1 pseudogene (running past one end of the window) is annotated in these 22,522 nt (G+C 64.1%); it reads left to right on the forward strand.

Features of this window, described 5'->3' with window-relative positions:
- Window positions 1-22,522 (forward strand): annotated as a pseudogene (locus AOT83_RS28130) (non-ribosomal peptide synthase/polyketide synthase); it runs 1,861 nt beyond the window's last position.

Raw genomic sequence — 22,522 nt, forward strand, 5'->3', positions numbered from 1 at the left:
ATGGAATGTGATCATGGGGCGCTCCCGCTTACGCGGGGGCAGTTGGACATTTGGCTTGCCGAGGAAACTGGTCACGCTGGTGTCAAATGGCAGCTGGGCATGCTCGGCCGCATCGAAGGCGTCATCGACCATGACCTGCTGGAGCGGGCCGTGCGCCATGTGGTCTGTGAGGCAGAACCACTCCGGGCCGTATTTTCTGAACGGGATGGCCAGGTTTTCCAGACGGTAGTCGACTATCCGGAGGTCGAGCTCGCTCACCATGACCTAACCGGCTCTTCGGATCCCATGGGTGATGCCTATCGGATAGCGGCGTCGATCCGGCGTAAGCCGATGCCCCTCAACGGCCCGCTGTTCAAGTTTGCACTGATGCAGGCACGGGCTGACGACTTCTATTTCTTCGTGTGCTGCCACCACATCGCGACAGACGGAATCGGCATGGGACTTCTGTGTCACCGCATCGCCACGGTCTACTCTGCGATCGCGACGGATGCACCGATACCTGCGCCCATCTTTGGATCGTTGAAAAGTCTCATCGACTGTGAGTCCGAGTACGAGGCGTCTGACGACTACGTCGCCGACGAGGCCTATTGGGCCAATTGCGGACCGTTGGAGAGTGAACCGCAGCGAGGTCCGACACATGTTGTCGTGACTCCAACCAGAGAGTATGAGCCGTCGGCACCGATTCAGTTGGACCCGCCGGTTGTCGCCAAGACCCGTGAGTTGTCCCATGTGTTGGGGGTGCGCCGTGCCGCCGTGATCACCGCGGCGTGCGCACTGCTGGTGCATGGCGAGGTCGGGGGTTCGGAGATCGTCCTCGACTTCCCGGTGAGTCGACGGGTACGCCCGGAGTCGTTGTTGGTGCCCGGAATGAGTTCTGGTGTTGTGCCCTTGCGTTTGGCAACATCGCCGACTACCACGGTGGCCGACTTTTGCCGACACGTCGATGGGCGTATCCAAGAAGCGTTGCGCCATCAGCGCTTCCCGTTGCGGGCTATTGAGAACAAGACAGGTTTCCAGCGCGGTGGGCAGGTGGAGAATCGCGCGGCCATCAACTTCATCCCGACAACACGGTTGGCGGACTTCGCCGGTGCGGCGGGGTCGGGGACCGTAACCCACACGGGGCTAGTAGATCAGTTCGGACTCGTCTTCATCAAGAACGATGAGGAGCTTTTCCTCAGTACATCGGGTATCGGGACGTTGTTCTCCGACTGTGATGCGCGAGCCCTCGCTGACCGCTTCGAGCGAGTGCTGTTGGCAATGACCGCAGATCCGGGCCGTCCGCTTTCGGCGATTGATGTCCGCGACGAGGCCGAATGCCCCCAGCTGGATGTATGGAGTAATCGCGGGGCGCTGATCTCGCCGATGCGTCAACCGGTATCGATCCCGGAGGTCTTTGCCGCTCAGGTGGCGCGCGATCCGGGCGCGGTAGCGGTGAAATTCGGCGACAGTGCAATGACCTATCGCGGGCTGGATGCTGCCTCGAATCGGTTGGCACACTTGTTGGTTGCGCACGGAGTGGGTCCCGGGCAGCGGGTGGCGTTGCTGTTCTCGAGATCTGTCGAGGCGGTCGTGGCGATCATGGGTGTGCTGAAAACCGGTGCGGCTTACGTGCCGATCGATCCGGTGGTGCCCGATACGCGGCTGGAGTTCGTGCTATCCGATGCTGGGGCAGCTGTCGTTGTGACTTCCGCGGACCTGGTGAATCGGCTGGATGGGCGCGCGGTGACTGTGATCGATGTTGACGACCGCACGGTGTACGGCCAGCCGAGTGCAGCATTAGAGGTAACACCGGAGCCCGATGACATCGCGTATCTGATCTACACCTCGGGCACTACCGGCGTGCCGAAAGGCGTAGCCATCCCGCATGACAACGTCATACGGTTGTTAGAAGCGATCGATGCCGACCTTGAACTGCCGCCTGGACAGGTATGGGCGCAGAGCCATTCGCTGGCCTTCGACTTCTCGGTGTGGGAGATTTTCGGTGCGCTGCTCCATGGCGGGCTGCTGGTGGTGGTTCCCGAGGCAGTCACGCGCTCGCCGGAAGACCTTCACGCCCTGCTGGTTCGCGAACGCGTCGGTGTGTTGAGTCAGACGCCGTCGGCCTTCTATGCTCTGCAATCCGTCGATACGCTGCTGCCCGAACATCAGCAGCTCGGGCTCGGGGTGGTGGTGTTCGGCGGGGAAGCCTTGATGCCAGAGCGTCTCGGGACCTGGATGGCCGACCATCCGGGGCTGCCGCGATTAGTCAACATGTACGGGATCACCGAGACGACTGTGCATGCCTCGTACCGGGAGATCACCGCTGCCGATGTGGGCACTGCCGCCAGCCCGATCGGTGTTCCGTTGGCCGACTTGGCCTTCTTTGTGCTCGATGAGTGGCTACGCCCGGTGCCGGCCGGTGCGGTGGGAGAGTTGTATATCGCCGGTGCGGGCGTGGGCTATGGCTATGTCGGCCGAAATCCTTTGACAGCAACTCGATTTGTGGCGTGCCCGTTCGGTGGCCGCGGCGCGCGGATGTATCGCACCGGTGATCTGGTGTGCTGGGGTCTCGATGGACAGCTGCAGTATCTAGGACGTGCGGACGAGCAGGTCAAGGTCCGGGGTTATCGCATCGAACTTGGTGAAATCCAGTCGACGTTGATGGCATTCGACGATGTCGAGCAGGCGGTCGTGATCGTCCGGGAGGATCGTCCGGGAGACAAGCGCCTGGTCGGCTACATTATCGGGGCTGCCGACACCGGTGCCTTGCGCACCGCGATGGCGGAGCGGTTGCCGTCCTACATGGTGCCGGTGGCGATCGTGGTCTTGGAAACCTTCCCGTTGACGGTCAACGGAAAACTCGACAAGAATGCGCTTCCCGCGCCGGAGTATCGATTCGTCGATCGGTACAGGGCACCCAGCACCACCACCGAGGAGGTCCTGGCCGACATCTACGCCCAGGTCCTTGGCCTGGACCACGTTGGCGTCGACGACTCATTCTTCGAGCTCGGCGGGGACAGCATCCTGGCAATGCAGGTGTCCTCGCGAGCGCGCGTCGCGGGGCTCGAGTGCCGTCCGCGCGACGTCTTTGTCCAGCAGACTGTGGCGCGACTGGCCCGGGTAGCCGCCGCGACCAGCGGTATCCAAGAACCGGTCGATGAGGGCCTTGGTCCGGTGCCGGCAACACCAATCATGCTCTGGTTGAAGAGCCTTGAGAGTACCGGCGGGTCGGTCAGTGAGTTCAACCAGACGGCGCTGATCCAGGCGCCTGCGGGTGTCACTGAGAACGACGCCGTGGTTATGTTGCAGGCCCTGCTCGATCGTCATGCCATGTTGCGGCTGCGTGTGGATGATGACGGCGCAGGCGGATGGTCGTTAGCCGTGCCGGAGGAAGGCGCGGTCGATGCGCGCGCGTGCTTGCGCTCGGTGGATGTGCTGTCCGATGGGGCGCTGACGACAGCGCGGTCGCGATTGAATCCGGCCACGGGAGTGATGCTCAGTGCGCTCTGGGTGACCTCCGCGAGCCAGCTGGTGTTGATCGTCCACCATCTGGCCGTCGACGGAGTGTCGTGGCGAATCATGTTGGAAGATATGAATATCGCGTGGCGCCAATACCGCGGCGGATCGCCGGTCGTGCTGCCATCGACGGGCACATCATTCGCACGGTGGGCCGAGCTGCTGGTCCATGCTGCCCAGAACCCGAGTGCCGTGGAACAAGCACAGGCGTGGCGACAGATGATGTCGGTGCCGGCGACGTTGGCGGCACCGTGTGCCGAGACGGATACCTACCAGAATGCTGGACAGCTCTCGCTATCGTTGGACGCCGAGACTACGCGCACACTGCTCGCCCAGGTGCCGGCGGCCTTCCACACCGGAGTGCACGAGATCCTTTTGATTGCATTCGGATTGGCGGTTGCTGAGTTTGCAGGAAGCGGCGGTCTGCCCATCGGTATCGACGTGGAGGCGCACGGACGCCACGAGGAATTGGCTGATTTGGGGGGAGCCGCCGGTCGCAGTGTCGATCTTTCGCGCACGGTCGGGTGGTTCACCGCGAAGTATCCGGCCTCGCTGGCATTGGGCGGGTTGCGCTGGGCCCAGGTGGTGGACGGTGACGCCGAGCTGGGGGCGGTGATCAAAGACGCGAAGGAGCAGCTACATAGCCATCCGTCCGGCGTGATCTACGGTCTGCTGCGCTACCTCAACACCGATGTCGACCTCGAAATGCCCGACCCCGTCGTAGCATTCAACTATCTGGGCCGCCTCGGTGGAACCGCGGGCGACGCGTGGCGAATCTGTTCCGAGGGTCTGTCGGTGACACGCATTGCCGGGATGGTGCCAACTTCACTCGGGCATAGTGTTGAGCTCAATGCCGCCACCGTCGACACGGATACCGGCCCACGCCTGCACGCCGACTGGACGTGGGCACTCTCGGTGCTTGATCACACACAAGTCGACAGGCTCAGCCAACTGTGGTTCGACGCGCTGGCCGGCATCTGTACGCATGTGCGCCGTGGTGGAGGCGGACTAACCCCCTCGGATATCGCTCCTGCCGCGCTGAGTCAGCGGCAGATCGACGAGCTGAGCCAGCAGCACCGCATCGCCGACATATTGCCACTCACCGCTTTACAGCAGGGTCTGCTCTTTCATGCCTGCGCGGCACAGGGGTCCGACGATGTCTACGCGATGCAGCTGAGCATCGTCATGAACGGGGCACTCGATGCGGAGCGTCTCCGCGACGCCGTTCGCACTGTGATCGGACGACACCCGCATCTGGCGGCCCGTTTCTGCCAACAGTTCGAGCACCCAGTGCAGGTGATTCCCCTCGACCCCGAAGTGCCTTGGCGATACCTCGAACTCGTCAACGAGCATGGCGCCGACTTTGATGTCGACGGGCAGATTCGGCAGATCTGTGCCGCCGAACGCACCGCAGTCTGTGACCTCACGAACCAGTCGGCTGTCCGGGCCGCGCTCATCCGCATCGCTGAAAACCGGCACCGTTTTGTCCTGACCGCCCACCACATCGTGCTCGACGGCTGGTCGATGCCGATCCTCATGCGGGAGATCTTCGCCAGCCTCGCTGGGCAACGGCTGCCCGCGTCCACGCCGTACCGCAGCTTTGTCACCTGGTTGACCGAGCGCAATCGCGTGAGTGCCCAAACGGCGTGGGGTGTGGTGCTGGCCGGTCTTGACACCCCCACACTGGTCTGCCCGAGCAGCCGAGACACATTGAGACGCAGAGGTGTCGAATCCTTCCGGCTGCCGGAAGACACCACGCGAGCGCTCGGTGATCTGGCGCGCTCGCATCACACCACCGCCAACACCGTGCTCCAGGGCGCGTGGGCGCTACTCCTGAGTTCAATGACCGGCCAGCACGATGTGGCGTTCGGTACCACGGTCTCCGGACGACCGGCCGAGGTCGCGGGTGCGGAATCGATGGTGGGCCTGCTGATCAACACGGTGCCCGTGCGCGCGACCCTTACGCCGACCACTACCACGTCAGACCTCCTGCACCAACTGCAGAATTCTCATAATGACACCCTTGAGCATCAGCACCTGGCACTGAGCGATATCCATCGCATCACCGGCCAGGACGCGCTGTTCGACACCCTATTGGTGTTCGAGAACTATCCGATCGACGTCACCGGGTCGCTGAGCGTCGACGGCTTGTCCATTACTGAATTCGACTTCCGCGAATCCAACCATTACCCGCTTGCTGTGCAGGCACTGCCGGGCCGCGAGCTTGGCCTTCGTGTTGAATACGACACCGGCAGTTTCGACCTCGCCGCCGTGGAAGCGTTGGTCGAGCGGCTGAAATTGGTACTAGCGGCGATGATTGCCGAGCCAGGACGGGCGTTGTCATCGATCAGTCTTCTGGACGAGGCCGCGCACGCACGCCTCGACTGCTGGAGTAACCGGGCAGACCTGGTGAAACGTGCAGACCCAAAGCCCATTCCGACGTTGTTCACGGAGCAGGTCACCCGCACCCCCGACGCGGTAGCGGTGACCTTCGACGGCCGGTCGATGACGTATCGAGAACTCGACGAGGCCGCCAACCGGCTTGCGCACGCCCTGGCGGCACAGGGGGCGCGCCCGGGCGAGATTGTGGCGCTGATGTTCTCCCGCTCTGCGGAGGCCATCGTGGCGATTCTGGCAGTGTTGAAAACTGGCGCGGCGTATGTTCCGATCGATCCGGCATTACCGGTGTCCCGCATTGAGTTCATGGTGGCCGATGCCACACCGATCCTGGGGGTTACCGCCGCGAGGCAGCGGCACCGGCTGGACAGGCTTGGACTCACCGTAGTCGAGATCGGTGATGTGGCGGACACCGATGACGGGCCCAGTGCCGAGCTGGCAGGCCCTGCCGCCGAAGACATCGCCTACCTCATCTACACCTCAGGAACCACCGGTGTCCCCAAAGGTGTTGCCATACCGCATCGCAACGTACCCGGACTGTTCGGTTCGTTGGGTGGCAACGTCCGGTCAGAGCCGGGACAGGTATGGGCTCAGTGGCATTCCTACAGCTTCGATGTCTCGGTGTGGGAGATCTTCGGTGCACTGCTGCATGGATCGCGGCTGCTGGTGGTGCCTGAACCGGTCGCCGCATCGCCCGAAGACCTGCACGACTTGCTTGTCGCCGAACAGGTCACGGTGTTGAGCCAGACCCCATCGGCGGCGGGCATGATCTCTCCACAGGACCTGGACTCGACGGCGCTGGTGGTGGCGGGAGAGGCTTGTCCGCCGGAGCTGGTGGAGCGCTGGGCTCCTGGGCGCGTGATGATCAACGCCTACGGCCCGACCGAGGCCACGGTGTACGCGTCGCTGAGCGAACCGCTCACCACGGGGCCTGCGGTGCCGATCGGCGCACCGGTATCGGGTGCGGCGCTGTTCGTGCTGGATGGGTGGTTGCATCCGGTGGCGCCCGGGGTGGTCGGTGAGTTATATGTCGCGGGCCGCGGTGTGGGCCTGGGCTACTGGCGCCGTTCAGGTTTGACGTCTTCTCGATTTGTTGCCTGCCCGTTCGGGGAGCCCGGTGCGCGCATGTATCGGACCGGAGATCTGGCGCGGTGGAGTGCGGATGGACAGCTGCACTACCTGGGGCGCGCTGACGAGCAGGTCAAGATTCGCGGATATCGCATCGAACTTGGTGAAGTCCAGGCGGCACTGGCGGTACTCGACGGAGTGTCTCAGGCCGCGGTCATCGCTCGGGAGGATGAACCCGGACAGAAGCGTCTGGTCGGGTACATCACCGGTACCGCCGATCCGCGCCAGATACGGGCATTGCTGGCCGAGCGGCTGCCGAGCTACATGGTGCCGACCGCTGTAGTGGCGATAGATGCGGTGCCGCTGACAGTCAACGGCAAGCTTGATCGCCGTGCGCTGCCGGTACCGGAATTCATCGATGGCGATCACTATCGGGCACCCGCGAGCCCTGCCGAGGAGATCCTGACCGACGCCTTCGCTCGTGCCCTGGGACTCGAGCGCGTTGGTGTTGACGACTCATTCTTTGACCTCGGCGGCGATTCGCTGTCCGCGATGCGTCTGATTAGCGCGATCAACAAGTCGCTGAACGCCGGTATCGCCGTGCGCGACTTATTCGATGCGCCGACGGCTGCGCAGTTGTCCGGTCGCATTGGTGGGGAAGAGGCGCGGCTGGAGCCGTTGATGGCAGTCGAGCGGCCCGCTACGGTTCCGTTGTCCTTCGCCCAATCGCGACTGTGGTTCCTGGATCAGTTGCAGGGACCGTCCCCGGTCTACAACATGACGGCTGCGTTCCGGCTGGACGGAGCACTCGATGTCGTTGCGTTGGGTGCGGCGCTGGCCGATGTGGTGGGGCGTCACGAGAGCTTGCGCACCGTGTTCGCCGCGCCCGGTGGCATCCCTCGCCAAGTGGTGAGGGATTCGGGCAGTGCTGATTTCGGCTGGCAGATCGTCGACGCGACAGACTGGACCGTCGCTCAGCTTCAGCAGGCCATGGATGCGGCGTCGCGTCATGCCTTTGATCTGGCCACCGAGATTCCCTTGCGGGCCACGCTTTTCCGTATTGCCGAGGAAAGGCATGTGCTCGCTGCGGTGGTGCACCACATCGCTGCCGATGGCTGGTCGATCACCCCGCTAGTCGCCGACCTGGGGGCGGCCTATACCGCGCGGTGCCTGGGACGGGCTCCGGATTGGACCGATCTGTCGGTGCAGTATGCCGATTACACCCTGTGGCAGCGTAAGCAATTCGGGGATCTTGAGGACGGCGACAGCCGCATCGCGAGGCAGCTCGCCTACTGGCAAGGGGCGTTGACCGGGATGCCCGAACGCATCGCCCTGCCCACGGACCGGCCGTACCCACTGGTGGCCGAGCACCACGGGGCGACCATCGCGGTCGACTGGCCCGTGGAGTTGCAGCAGCAGGTTGCGCGGGTGGCCCGTGCACACAACGCGACCAGCTTCATGGTCGTGCAGGCGGCGCTGCTGGCGCTATTGTCCAACCTCAGCTCCAGTTCCGATGTGGCGGTGGGCTTCCCGATCGCCGGACGCCGTGATCCAGCGCTCGATGAACTGGTCGGGTTCTTCGTCAACACGTTGGTGCTGCGGGTTGACCTAACCGGCGACCCCACCGTTTCCGAGGTTCTGGCGCAGGTGCGCGCGCGCAGCCTAGCTGCCTACGAACACCAGGACGTACCGTTCGAGGTACTCGTCGAGCGACTGAACCCGACCCGTTCCCTGTCTCATCACCCGCTGATTCAGGTGGCGTTGGCCTGGCAGAACGTCGCCGGGCAAGACATCAATGATTCAGCGGCCGGCGCGGTGCTGGGCGATCTGCGTGTCACCTCGATACCGGTGGAAACACACACAGCCCGAATGGATGTGAACTTCTCGCTCGCCGAACGCCGAACGAAGTCCGGTGAACCAGCGGGAATCGGTGGGACGGTCGAGTTCCGCACCGATGTGTTTGACGCCGAATCGATCACGGTGCTGGTAGCGCGGCTTCAGCGCGTGCTGACGGCCATGACGGCAGACCCGATGATGCGGCTGTCGTCGGTGAACGTCCTTGATGAGGCTGAGCACGATCGTCTTGCCGCACTGGGCAACCACGCGTTGCTGCTGAGGAACGCGCCGCGACCGGTGTCGATTCCCGAGCTTTTCCACGAGCACGTGACGCGCACTCCCGAAGCGGTCGCGGTGACTCACGGCGTGAGTTCCTTGACCTACCGCGAACTCGATGATTCCGCCAATCGATTGGCCCACTTGCTGATCAAACAGGGCGTGGGCTCGGGGCAGTGCGTCGCGCTGCTGTTGAATCGGTCGGCGGAGGCCATTGTGGCGATCTTGGCCGTTCTCAAGACCGGAGCCGCGTATCTGCCGGTCGATCCGTCCGTGCCCGATGCGCGGTTGGAGTTCGTGTTGGCCGATGCCGGACCGGCGGTGGCGGTGACCACCGCCGATTTGGCTGATCGGCTGGATCGGAATGGACTGAGGATCATCGATATCGACAGTCTCGATGCCGATTCCGTTGCGGCCGAGCTCTGCGGAGCGCTGCCCATGCCGGCCGCGGACGATATCGCGTATCTGATCTACACCTCGGGCACGACGGGCGTGCCCAAGGGGGTCGCGCTCAACCATCACAACGTGACGCAGCTGCTCGAGACGCTCGACGTCGGGCTGCGGCATTCCGGAGTGTGGTCTCAGGCCCATTCTCTGGCATTCGACGTTTCGGTGTGGGAGATCTTCGGTGCGCTGCTGCGGGGCGGACAGGTTGTGGTCGTCCCGGAGGAGGTGACGAACTCACCGGAGGACTTCCATGAATTGCTGGTTCGTCAGAACGTCGGCGTGATCACTCAAACACCTTCGGCGGTACGAGTGTTACCACGCAAAGGTCTGGAATCAGCGGCGCTGGTGGTCGTTGGTGAAGCCTGCCCGCCGGAAGTGGTCGATCAGTGGGCACCCGGGAGGGTGATGATCAATGCCTACGGTCCCACCGAGACCACGATGTGCGTGGCAATCAGCGCACCGTTACAAGCCGGGCAGGGTGTGCCGATCGGTTCGCCCGTGCCCGGAGCCGCGCTCTTTGTGCTCGACGAATGGCTGCGTCCGGTCCCGGCCGGTGTGATCGGTGAACTGTATGTGGCCGGTGCGGGATTGGGCTACGGCTATGTGAGCCGGACCGGCTTGAGCGCGTCCCGCTTTGTGGCCTGTCCATTTGTCGGCGCGGGGACGCGGGCGCAGCGGATGTATCGCACCGGGGACTTGGTGTGCTGGGGATCGGACGGGCAGTTGCACTATCGCGGGCGGGCCGATGAGCAGGTCAAGATCCGTGGTCATCGCATCGAACTTGGCGAGGTACAGGCCATTTTGGCGGCCCTCGGCGATGTCGGGCAGGCCGTGGTGATCGCACGCGAGGATCGGCCGGGGGACAAGCGTTTGGTGGGTTACATCACCGGCACTGCCGATCCTGGCGAGCTGCGTCACGCGATGGCCGCCCGTCTGCCGGTCTACATGGTGCCCGCGGCGATCATGGTCTTGGACACCATGCCGTTGACGGTCAACGGAAAGCTCGACTCGCGTGCTCTTCCGGCTCCCGATTACCTTGACCACGAACGGTATCGCGCCCCGGAGGACGCCGTCGAAGAGGTTCTCGCGGATATCTACGCTCAGGTGCTGGGCCTGGAGCGGGTCGGCGTCGACGATTCATTCTTCGATCTGGGTGGCGACAGCATTCTGTCTATGCAGGTGGTCTCACGGGCCCGGATGGCAGGCTTGGTGTGCCGGCCGCGGGATGTCTTCGTTGAGCAGAGTGTTGCCCGGTTGGCGCGTGTTGTCGACGTGGCCACAGACACCTGCGGACCGATCGATGAAGGAGTTGGGCCGGTTCCAGCCACCCCAATCTTGCGGTGGCTGAATGATATTGACGGCCCAATCGGCGAGTTCAATCAGGCGGTACTGCTGCAGGCTCCCGCCGATGTCACCGAGACCGACGTCGTGACCGTGCTGCAGGCCTTGCTGGATCGTCATGCGGCACTGCGTATCCGCGTCGAAGACGACGGCATGGGCGGATGGTCTTTGACGGTGACCGAGCCGGGCTCGGTTCTGGCGCGAGAGTGCCTGCATGTGGCGGATGCGTTGTCCGATGAGGCGGTGGTTGCGGCGCGGTCGCGGCTGAACCCGGCGGCAGGGCTCATGGTGAACGCGCTGTGGGCGGCCTCGAAGGCACAGCTGGTTCTGATCGTGCATCACGTCGCCGTCGATGGGGTGTCGTGGCGAATTCTTTTGGAAGATATCAACATTGCGTGGGCGCAGCACCGCGGTGGGCAGCCCGTGGCGCTGCCCCGCACGGGGACGTCGTTCCGGCGGTGGGCCGAGCTGTTGAATGTGCATGCGCGCAGTCCCGAGGTCGAGCAGCAAGCGCTGGCGTGGCGACGGGTGGCACAGACGCCTGCGGTGTTACCGGTGGCACGCCCCCGGATCGACACCTACGAGAATGCCGGACAACTGTCGGTGTCGCTGGATAGCACAAGCACCAGAGCGCTTCTTGGCGAGGTTCCTTCCGCGTTTCATGCGGGGCCACAAGACATCCTGCTGATCGCACTTGGTCTGGCGGTGGCGGAATTCTCGGGTACCGGGGCCGCGCCGGTCGGCATCGACGTCGAGGGACATGGACGCCATGAGGATCTTGCCGCTGGAGTTGATCTGTCGCGCACGGTGGGGTGGTTCACAGCCAAGTATCCAGTGGCGTTGGCGTTGGGTGATCTGTCCTGGTCGCAGGTGGTGTCCGGTGATGTGTCGTTGGGTGCGGTGATCAAGGACGCCAAGGAGCAGATTCGGTCACTGCCGGATGCACTGAGCTACGGCCTGCTGCGTTACCTGAACCCAGACATCGACTTGGAGACCGCCGACCCGGCGATCGCGTTCAACTATTTGGGCCGGCTCGGCGGCACGGGCACCGAATCATCCGATGGTATGTGGCGGATCGCCGCCCAAAGCATGTCGTCGACCGGCGCCGCCGCGGCAATTCCGATGCCGTTGACCCATACCGTGGCACTCGATGCCGGCGTCCTTGACACCGGTACCGGGCCACGGCTGCAAGCCAACTGGACGTGGGCATCGTCAGTGCTCGACCATGCTCAGGCCACCCGTTTGAGCCAACTGTGGTTCGACGCTCTGGTCGGCATCTGCGCGCACGTGCGACGCGGTGGGGGTGGACTGACCCCGTCGGATATCGCGCCGGCTCTACTGAGCCAGCGGCAGCTCGATGTGCTAGAGCAGCAGTACCGCATAGCAGATGTACTGCCATTGAGTGCATTACAGCAGGGCCTGATCTTTCACAGCGGTACGGGTGGTGGGCCCGAGGATCTGTACGTGGTGCAGTTGGACATCGCGATCAACGGACCACTCGACCGGCATCGTCTACATGATGCGGTGCAAACAGTGGTGGCCCGCCACCCACACCTGGCAGCCAGATTCTGCGGGCAGTTCGACCAGCCGGTGCAGATCATCCCCGTGGATCCCACCGCGGGCTGGCAATATGTCGATCTTGGTATCGACACCGAGATCGAATTCCTCAGTGCCGAAACCGAAGGGCAAGTCCAGCGGGTGTGTTCCGCTGAACGTGCCGCCGTGTGCGATTTGGCCGATCCGCCGGCCTTCCGGGTGGCTTTGATCCGCACCGCACAGGATCGGCACCGATTTGTACTCACTAATCACCACATCGTCCTCGACGGCTGGTCGTTGCCGATCTTGTTGCAGGAGATCTTCGCCAGTTATCGCGGGCACCGGTTGCCCACCGCCACGCCGTACCGGAGCTTCATCAGCTGGCTGGCCGATCGGGATCAGGCCGCTGCGCACGCCGCGTGGGGTGAGGTGCTGTCGGGTTTCCACACACCAACTCTTGTCGCCCCGTCGCAGAAGTCCGTTCCGGGGCGCCGGGGGATGCGTATGTATCGAGTGCCCGCGTATACGACCCGGGCAGTTGGAGAGTTGGCGCGATCGCAGCACACCACCGTCAACACTGTGCTGCAGGGCGCCTGGGCGCTACTGCTCACCGGGTTGACCGGCCAGCACGACGTTGCCTTCGGCACCGTGGTGTCCGGACGGCCGATCGACGTAGCGGGCGCAGAGTCGATGGTGGGCTTGCTGATCAACACGGTACCGGTGCGTGCGGACATCGCCGCGCGGACGACCACGGTTGATCTGCTCGATCAGTTGACCCGTTCCCACGCCAAGACGCTTGAGCATCAACATCTCTCACTCAGTGAGATTCACCGAGTCGTTGGCCATGATCGACTCTTTGACACCCTGTTCGTGTTTGAGAATTACCCGGTCGACGGCGGCGCACTGTCAGGTGCTGACGGGATCAGCATCGCCGAGATCACCACCCACGAATCGACCGATTATCCGCTGACGATGCAAGCGATACCCGGTGAGGAACTGCGTCTGCGTATCGAATACGACACCGCAGTCTTCGAACCGGCTGAGATCGAAGCCCTCGCCCGCCGGATGGAGGCGGTGCTGGTAGCGATGACGGCCGAGCCAGGTCGGTCGTTGTCCTCGTTGCAGATGTTGGACAGAACCGAGCACACCCGTCTGCAGCGGTGGGGCAACCGGACCGTGCTGACCGATCTCCCCGAGTCGGGGACAGTGCCGGAGCTGTTTGCCGCTCAGGCGGGGCGTGTTCCGGAGGCGGTGGCGCTGGTATGCGGCGACCGGACCTTGACGTATAGGGAGCTGGAGGAGTCGGCGAACCGGTTGGCGCACCTGCTTATTGGTGGAGGGGTCGGCCCTGGCCAGCGGGTGGCATTGATGTTCTCGCGTTCCGCCGAGGCGGTCGTGGCGATCTTGGCAGTACTCAAGACCGGCGCGGCCTATCTGCCGATCGACCCGGCGCTGCCACAGGCTCGTGTGGAGTTCATGCTGTCTGACGCTGGGCCCATCGTCGCCGTCACCGCGACGGCGTTCCTCGATCGCTTCAGTGGGCACGGCCTGGCAGTCTTCGATGTCGATGACCCGGCGGTCGCCGCCCAGCCGAGTACCCCTCTGCCGGGTCCGGCCCCGGATGACATGGCACACATCATTTACACCTCGGGCACTACCGGACTGCCCAAAGGCGTTGCGGTTAGCCAGCGGAACGTGACTCAGCTATTCCACTCGCTGCGGATCGGGGTGCCGCTCGGGCCGGAACAGGTGTGGACGCAGTTCCACTCTTACGCGTTCGACTTCTCGGTGTGGGAGATCTGGGGAGCCCTGCTGCACGGGGGACGGCTGGTGGTGGTGCCCGAAACGGTCGCCCGCTCGCCGCAGGAGTTCCATGAGCTGCTGGTGCGCGAACAGGTGACGGTGCTGACGCAAACTCCGTCGGCGGTGTCGATGCTGCCCGTGGATGGTCTGGAGGCGGCGTCATTGGTCATCGGCGCAGAGCCTTGCCCACCTGCATTGGTGGATCGCTGGGCGCCGGGCCGGGTCATGGTCAACGTCTATGGCCCCACGGAGACCACGATGTGGTTGTGCGCCAGCGCACCCCTCTCCGCAGGAGAGGCGGCACCGCCGATCGGTTCGCCGACGGCGTGGGCGGCGTTCTTCGTGTTGGACGAATGGCTGCGACCGGTGCCTGCGGGTGTGGTCGGTGAGTTGTACCTGGCCGGTGCGGGGGTCGGCATAGGGTATTGGCGACGCTCGAGCCTCACCGCGTCGAGGTTCATGGCCTGCCCGTTCGGTGAGCCCGGAACACGCATGTACCGCACCGGCGACCTGGTGCGTTGGCGCGCCGACGGGCAGCTGGACTACCTGGGCCGCGCCGATGAGCAGGTCAAGATTCGCGGGTACCGTATCGAACTCGGTGAAATCCAGTCGGCACTGGCCGCGCTGGCAGGTGTGGAGCAGGCGGCGGTAATCGCCCGCGAGGACCGCCCCGGAGACAAGCGCCTGGTCGGTTACATCACCGGGAGCGCCGATGCGGTCACCGCACGCAACGCGTTGGCCGATCGGCTGCCGGGTTACATGGTGCCCGCCGCGGTGGTGTCTCTGCAGACATTGCCGATGACGGTCAACGGCAAGCTTGATACGCGGGCACTACCGGCACCGGATTACCAGGATGTCGAGCAATATCGGGCTCCAGCAGGGGCGGTCGAAGAGATTCTCGCCGGAATCTTCGCCCGCGTCCTCGATGTGGAACGTGTGGGAGTTGACGACTCCTTCTTTGACCTCGGCGGCGATTCGGTCTCCACCATGCGTCTGGTTGCGGCGATCAATGCCAACCTGGATACCGATCTTTCCGCGCGCGCGGTCTTCGAAGCGCCCACCGTTGCCCAGTTGGCCCCGCGTATCGGGGCGGGCACGGGTCGGCTGGAGCCGTTGGTGACGCAAGATCGTCCTTCGGTCATTCCACTCTCGTTCGCCCAAAATCGATTGTGGTTTGTCGATCAACTACAAGGCCCCTCACCGGTTTACAACATGCCGGTGGGTCTGCGGCTACATGGGTGCCTGGATACCAGTGCACTGGGTGCGGCGCTGGCAGACCTGATCGGCCGACATGAAAGCCTCCGCACACGCTTCGAGGCGCCCGATGGAGTTCCTCGGCAGGTGGTGATGCCCGCGGACGAGGCAGAGTTCGGCTGGGATGTTGTTGATGCCACGACCTGGTCGCAGAGCCGACTGGACGAGGCCGTGGCATCCGCGGCTTGTCACAGTTTTGACCTCGCCGTCGAAATTCCTTTGCGGGCTACGCTTTTCCGCGTTACCGCGGACGAGCACGTGTTGGTGGCCGTGGTACATCACATTGCTGCTGACGGATGGTCCCTCACCCCGCTGGTGCGTGATCTGAGCGTGGCGTACGCGAGCCGATGCGGCGGCACAGTTCCCGATTGGGAGCCGATGGCGGTGCAGTATGCGGATTACACGCTGTGGCAGCGTGCGCAGCTGGGCGATTTCGACGACAGCAACAGTGCCATCGCCGCGCAGTTGTCCTATTGGGAAGACGCCCTGGCGGGTCTCCCTGATCGGGTGGCGCTGCCCACCGATCGGCCGTATCCACCGGTAGCCGATCAGCGCGGCGCCACCGTGCTGGTCCAGTGGCCGGCCGAATTACAGCAGCAAGTGCGCGCGGCGGCGAGTGAGCACGGAGCGACCAGCTTCATGGTGATGCAGGCCGCGCTGGCCGTGCTGCTTTCCCGGATCAGCGGAACTTCCGATGTGGCCGTGGGTTTCCCGATCGCTGGGCGCCGCGACCCGGCACTGGACGAGCTGGTGGGATTCTTTGTCAACAACCTGGTGCTGCGCGTCGATGTGGCCGGTGACCCCACCGTGGCAGAGTTGTTGGCGCAGGTGCGGCAGAGCAGCCTGGCAGCGTATGAGCATCAGGACGTTCCCTTCGAGGTCCTGGTGGAGCGGCTCAATCCCGTCCGGAACCTGACCCACCACCCGCTCGTGCAGGTCGCGTTGGCCTGGCAGAACCTGCCGTGGCAAGACACCGGCCCAGCTGGCGGACTGCGTCTTGGTGATCTACAGGTCTCCCCGCTGACCGTGGACACCCAGACCGCCCGGATGGACCTGACGTTCTCGTTGGGAGAGCGCTGGACCCAAGCCGGTGAACCCGCCGGTATCTCGTCGATACGGACGTGTTCGACACGTCCAGCATCGAAACATTGGTCGAACGGTGGCGGCGAGTCGTGGCGGCGATGACAGCCGATACCGCCCAGCGACTTTCGGCCATTGATCTGCTGGACGAGCCAGAACACGCCCGTATCGACGACTGGGGCAACCGGGCGGTTTTGGCGGCCCCGGCACCGCTCCCGATGTCAATTCCGGCGTTGTTCGCCGAACAGGCCATGCGCACGCCGGAGTCTGTCGCGATCAGTTTCGACGGACGCGGCATGACCTACGGGGAACTCGATGATGCCGCAAATCGGTTGGCGCACCGCCTCACCACACATGGTGTGCGACCGGGCGGATGTGTAGCGCTGCTGGCGGAGCGCTCCGCGGAAGCGATCGTTGCCATGCTGGCTGTGCTCAAGACCGGGGCCGCGTACCTGCCGATCGACGCGGCGCTGCCCGACGCGCGGATCGAGTTCATGCTCGTCGATGCTGCACCGGTCGCCGCACTGACAACAGCGGGGCTGGCCGATCGGATGGCCGGTTATGACCTAGTGGTTATGGACATCTGCGATAGCGCTGATTGCGTCGCCCCTGCCGCGGAGTCGATACGACAGACACCCAGCCCGGACGATATCGCCTACATCATCTACACCTCGGGCACCACCGGCGTGCCGAAAGGCGTTGCGATCACGCACCACAACGTGACCCAGTTGTTAGGGACACAAGAAACCTTCCTGGCGGGCGGGGTCTGGACGCAGTGGCACTCCTATGCCTTCGACGCATCGGTCGAAGAGATCTGGGGAGCGCTGCTGCACGGAGGCCGGCTGGTGGTCGTGCCGGAGCCGGTGACGCGATCACCAGAAGACCTCACCTCTCTATTGGTGGACGAACAGGTCAGCGCCTTGAGCCAGACCCCCTCCGCCGTCGCGATGCTGGCGCCCGAGTCCTTGGGATCGGTGTCTTTGTTGGTGGCCGGTGAGCCTTGCCCGGGTGAGGTGGTGGACCGCTGGGCCCCCGGACGGCTGATGGTCAACGCCTACGGGCCGACCGAGACCACAATTTGTGCCTCCAGGACAGCGTCTTTGGCGGTCGGCACGGGGGCGCCCCCGATCGGTGTGCCGGTCCAGGGCGCGGCGATGTTCGTGCTGGACGGCGCGTTACGTCCGGTACCACCCGGTGTGGTCGGCGAGTTATACATCGCTGGTCGGGGTGTGGGCGTCGGGTATGTGGGCCGGACCGGTTTGACGGCCTCACGCTTTGTGGCGTGCCCTTTTGTCGGCGCGGGAACAGCGCCGCAGCGGATGTATCGGACCGGTGATCTGGCGCGTTGGGACGGCGACGGGCAACTGCGGTACGTGGGCCGTGCCGATCAGCAGGTCAAGATTCGCGGATACCGCATCGAACTCGGCGAAATCCAGACGGTATTGGCGGGGTTGGACGGCGTCGAGCGCGCAGCGGTGATCGCCCGCGAGGACCGCCCCGGAGACAAGCGTCTGGTCGGCTACGTAACCGGAACAACGAACCCTGCCAAGTTGCGCACCCAGTTGGCCGAGCAGCTACCGGCCTACATGGTTCCGGCTGCGGTAGTCGTACTCGAGACGTTGCCGATGACCACCAACGGCAAGCTCAACACCCGCGCCTTGCCCGCACCGGAGTATCACGACATCGATCGCTACCGTGCGCCCAGCACTCCTACCGAGGAGATCCTGTCCGGAATTTACGCACGGGTGCTGGACGTCGAACGTGTCGGAGTCGACGACTCCTTCTTTGATCTGGGTGGGGACTCGCTGTCCGCGATGCGTCTGATCGCCGCGATCAACGCCGACTTAGATACCGCCATCTCGGTGCGTACCGTGTTCGAGGCGCCCACCGTGGCCCAATTGGCACCGCGCATCGCCGGAAAGTCGCACACCGTCTCCCCGTTGGTCGCGGTCGAGCGTCCCGCGGAGGTTCCACTGTCGTTTGCCCAGTCTCGGTTGTGGTTCCTGGACCAATTGCAAGGGCCCTCACCGGTTTACAACATGGCGACGGCTCTTCGGATCAGCGGGAATCTGGATGTCGACGCGCTGAGCGCGGCGCTGGCCGATGTGGTGGCCCGCCACGAGAGTCTGCGCACGCTGTTTCAGGCGGCAGCGGGAGTGCCGCAGCAGCGGATCCTGCCATCCGAGCACGCGCAGTTCGGCTGGCACGTCGTCGATGCCACCGGTTGGTCGGCCGTGCAACTGCAGGCGGCCATCGGTGAGGCGGCGCGCCACACATTTGACCTGGCCACCGAAATACCATTGCAAGCACAGCTTTTCCGCATCACCGGTGACGAACATGTGCTGGCCGCGGTTGTACACCACATTGCAGCGGACGCCTGGTCGATCACGCCGCTGGTAGCCGATCTGGGAGTGGCCTACGCCAGCCGGTCCGCGGGCCAGGCCCCCGGATGGGCACCCTTGGCGGTCCAATACGTCGACTACACGCTGTGGCAGCGCACCGAACTGGGTGATCTTGATGACGGTGGCAGCCGCATAGCGACGCAGGTGGCGCACTGGCAGGAGGCGCTGTCGGGCATGCCCGAGCGCATCGAGCTGCCCACCGACAGGCCCTACCCGCCGGCTGCGGACCAGCGGGGCGACACCGTGTCCCTGGACTGGCCTGTCACGCTACAGCAGCAGATCGCCAGGGTGGCAAGGGAACACAACGCGACCAGCTTCATGGTGCTGCAGGCCGCCCTCGGGCTGCTGCTGGGCAAGCTCAGTGGAAGCACTGATGTCGCCGTCGGATTCCCGATTGCAGGGCGCAGCGACCCTGCTCTCGATGAGCTGATCGGATTTTTCGTCAACACCCTGGTATTACGGGTGGACTTGGCTGGTGATCCGACGGTGGCAGAGCTGCTTGCCCAGGTGCGAGGACGGAGCCTGGCTGCCTACGAAAACCAGGACGTGCCTTTCGAAGTGCTCGTCGATCGGCTCAATCCCACTCGGTCATTGACCCATCACCCGCTGGTCCAGGTGGCGCTGGGTTGGCAGAACGTCCCCGGACAAGGTGGCGGCGAGACCGGACCAGGACTGGCACTTGGTGATCTAACGGTGACCCAGATGGCGGCGAACACCCAGACCGCCCGCATGGACCTGAGCTTCTCCATGGCCGAACGCCGCACGCACACTGGTGATCCTGCCGGAATCGGCGGGACGGTGGAGTTCCGCACCGATGTATTTGACCGGGCCAGCATCGAAACACTGATCAATCGGTTCGAACGGGTGCTGGTGGCGATGACCGCCGATGTGGATCAGCATCTGTCATCGATCGATGTGGTTGATAGTGAGGAACACACTCGCCTTGACGTGATGGGTAATCGAGCGATGTTGTGCCGAACGGGAAGTGCTCCGGTGTCGGTCCCCGAGTTATTCGGCGAGCAGGTGACGCGCGCACCCGAGTCGGTCGCGATCACCGACGGCGTACGTTCGATGACATATCGGCAAGTCGACGGCGCTGCAAATCTATTGGCGCACATGCTAATCGCGCAGGGTGCGGGGCCTGGAGGTTGCGTTGCGCTGCTGATGGAGCGATCCGCCGAAGCGATCGTCTCCATGCTGGCAGTACTGAAGTCCGGTGCGGCATATCTCGCGATCGACCCGGCGGCGCCTGCGGCCCGGATGGAGTTCATGTTGGCCGACGCGGCGCCCGTCGTCGCGATGACCACCGGCGGTCTGGCCGAGCGGTTGGACGGTCGCGGGTTGGTGGTCATCGATGTCGGCGATATGTCCGGTCTCGATGACACCCTGGCGGACGACGAACTTGGTAATGCACTGCGTGCCGCGGCTCCCGAGGACATCGCCTACCTCATCTACACCTCGGGAACCACCGGGGTACCCAAGGGTGTGGCCGTTACGCATCGCAATCTGACCCACCTGGCGCGCTCGAGGCCCGCCTGCCTGCCACCGGACCAGGTGTGGACTCAGTGTCATTCCTACGCATTTGATTTCTCGGTGTGGGAGATCTGGGCCGCGTTGCTCGATGGCGCACGTCTGGTGATAGTGCCCGAGTCCGTCGTTAGTGCACCCGAGGAATTCCACGCACTGTTGGTCAGCGAGCGGGTCAACGTGCTCACCCAGACTCCCTCTGCGGCTGGGGCATTGCCGGCGGATGGGCTGGACTCGATTGCGCTGCTTCTCGGCGGTGAGGCCTGCCCGGGTGAGGTAGTGGATCGCTGGGCACCTGGGCGTACGGTGATCAACGCCTATGGCCCCACCGAAATCACGGTGTACGCGTCGATGAGTGCACCGTTGAAAGCAGGGTCGGGCGCCGCGCCGATCGGTGCGCCCGTTGCGACCTCGGCGCTGTTCGTGCTCGACGAGTGGTTACGTCAGGTGCCGGTCGGCGTGGTCGGCGAGTTGTATGTGGCCGGTGATGGTGTGGCCTGCGGCTACCTGGGCCGGCCGGGGCTGACGTCATCACGCTTTGTGGCCTGCCCATTCGGCGAGCGCGGTGCGCGTATGTACCGCACCGGCGATCTGGTGACCTGGCGTTCCGATGGACAGCTGCAGTATTTCGGGCGCGCCGATGATCAGGTGAAGATCCGCGGGTACCGCATCGAGCTCGGCGAGGTGCAGACCGCTTTGTCCGCCCTGGCGGAGGTATCTCAGGCGGTGGCGGTCGCCCGCGAGGACCAACCAGGTATCAGGCGGCTTGTCGGCTATGTCACCGAATCGGAGAAGGGTGCGGTGGACTCGGTCGCACTCCGAAATAGATTGGCAGACAACATTCCCGGATACATGATCCCGAGCGTGATCGTCGTCCTGGACGCGTTGCCCTTGACGGTGAACGGCAAGCTGGACACTCGCGCGTTGCCGGTGCCGGAGTATCAGGACATCGATCGGTACCGTGCCCCGGCCGATGCGATCGAGGAGACGCTGGCAGGCATCTACGCCCAAGTGCTCGGGCTCGATCGAGTTGGAGTCGATGACTCGTTCTTTGACCTGGGTGGAGACAGCATTTTGTCCATGCAGGTTGTTGCCCGGGCACGCGCGTGCGGTGTGACATGTCGCCCGCGCGACATCTTCGTGGAACAGACTGTGGCGCGGCTGGCCCAGGTCGTCGGATTGTCTAGCCACGACGTGGGCCCGGCGGACGAGGGTATCGGGCCGGTGCCCGCGACTCCGATCATGCGGTGGCTCCGTGAGATCGAAAGGACTGGCGGCCCGATCGACCAGTTCAACCAGACGGTAGTGATCCAAGCCCCGCCGGGAGTCACTGAGTCCGATGTGGCGATGGTCTTGGGTGCCCTGCTTGACCGGCACGCCATGTTGCGACTACGCGTGCAGGTTGACGATGCGCAGGGTTGGGCTCTTCATGTTCCCGAAAAGCCTTCACTATCAGCGTATCTGAGTTCCGTGGAGGCATTGTCGGACGAGGCGTTGACGGCAGCCCGGTCGCGGTTGGATCCGTCTGCCGGGGAGATGGTCAGCGCGCTATGGGTGACATCCACGAACCAGCTGGTCTTGACTATTCATCATCTCTCCGTCGACGCGGTGTCCTGGCGGATTCTGCTTGAAGATCTCAACATCGCTTGGGCCCAGCATCGTCACGGGCAATCCTTTACGCTGCCGACAACGGGAACCTCCTTCGGCCGCTGGGCCGCACTGGTCGACGATTATGCGCACGCCAAGACCGTTGTGGACCAGGCAGATCGCTGGCGCCGAGTGCTGGCAACGCCGTCGGCACTGCCCTCGGTGCGGGCCGGCCTGGACACGTACGCTGCCGCTGGGCATCTCACGGAGTCACTGGATGTTGAGACGACCCGCGCGCTCCTCGGGGAGGTTCCGGCAGCGTTCCACGCTGGGGTTCAAGACATACTGCTCATCGCGTATGCGTTGGCATTGACGGAGTTCCTGGGTATCACCTTGCCGGTCGGCATCGATGTCGAGGGACATGGCCGCGTCGAGGAACTGGGGGACACCGGGCCCAACGTCGATCTGTCGCG

The organism is Mycobacteroides sp. H001 (assembly GCF_001440005.1).
Taxonomy (GTDB): domain Bacteria; phylum Actinomycetota; class Actinomycetes; order Mycobacteriales; family Mycobacteriaceae; genus Mycobacterium; species Mycobacterium gwanakae.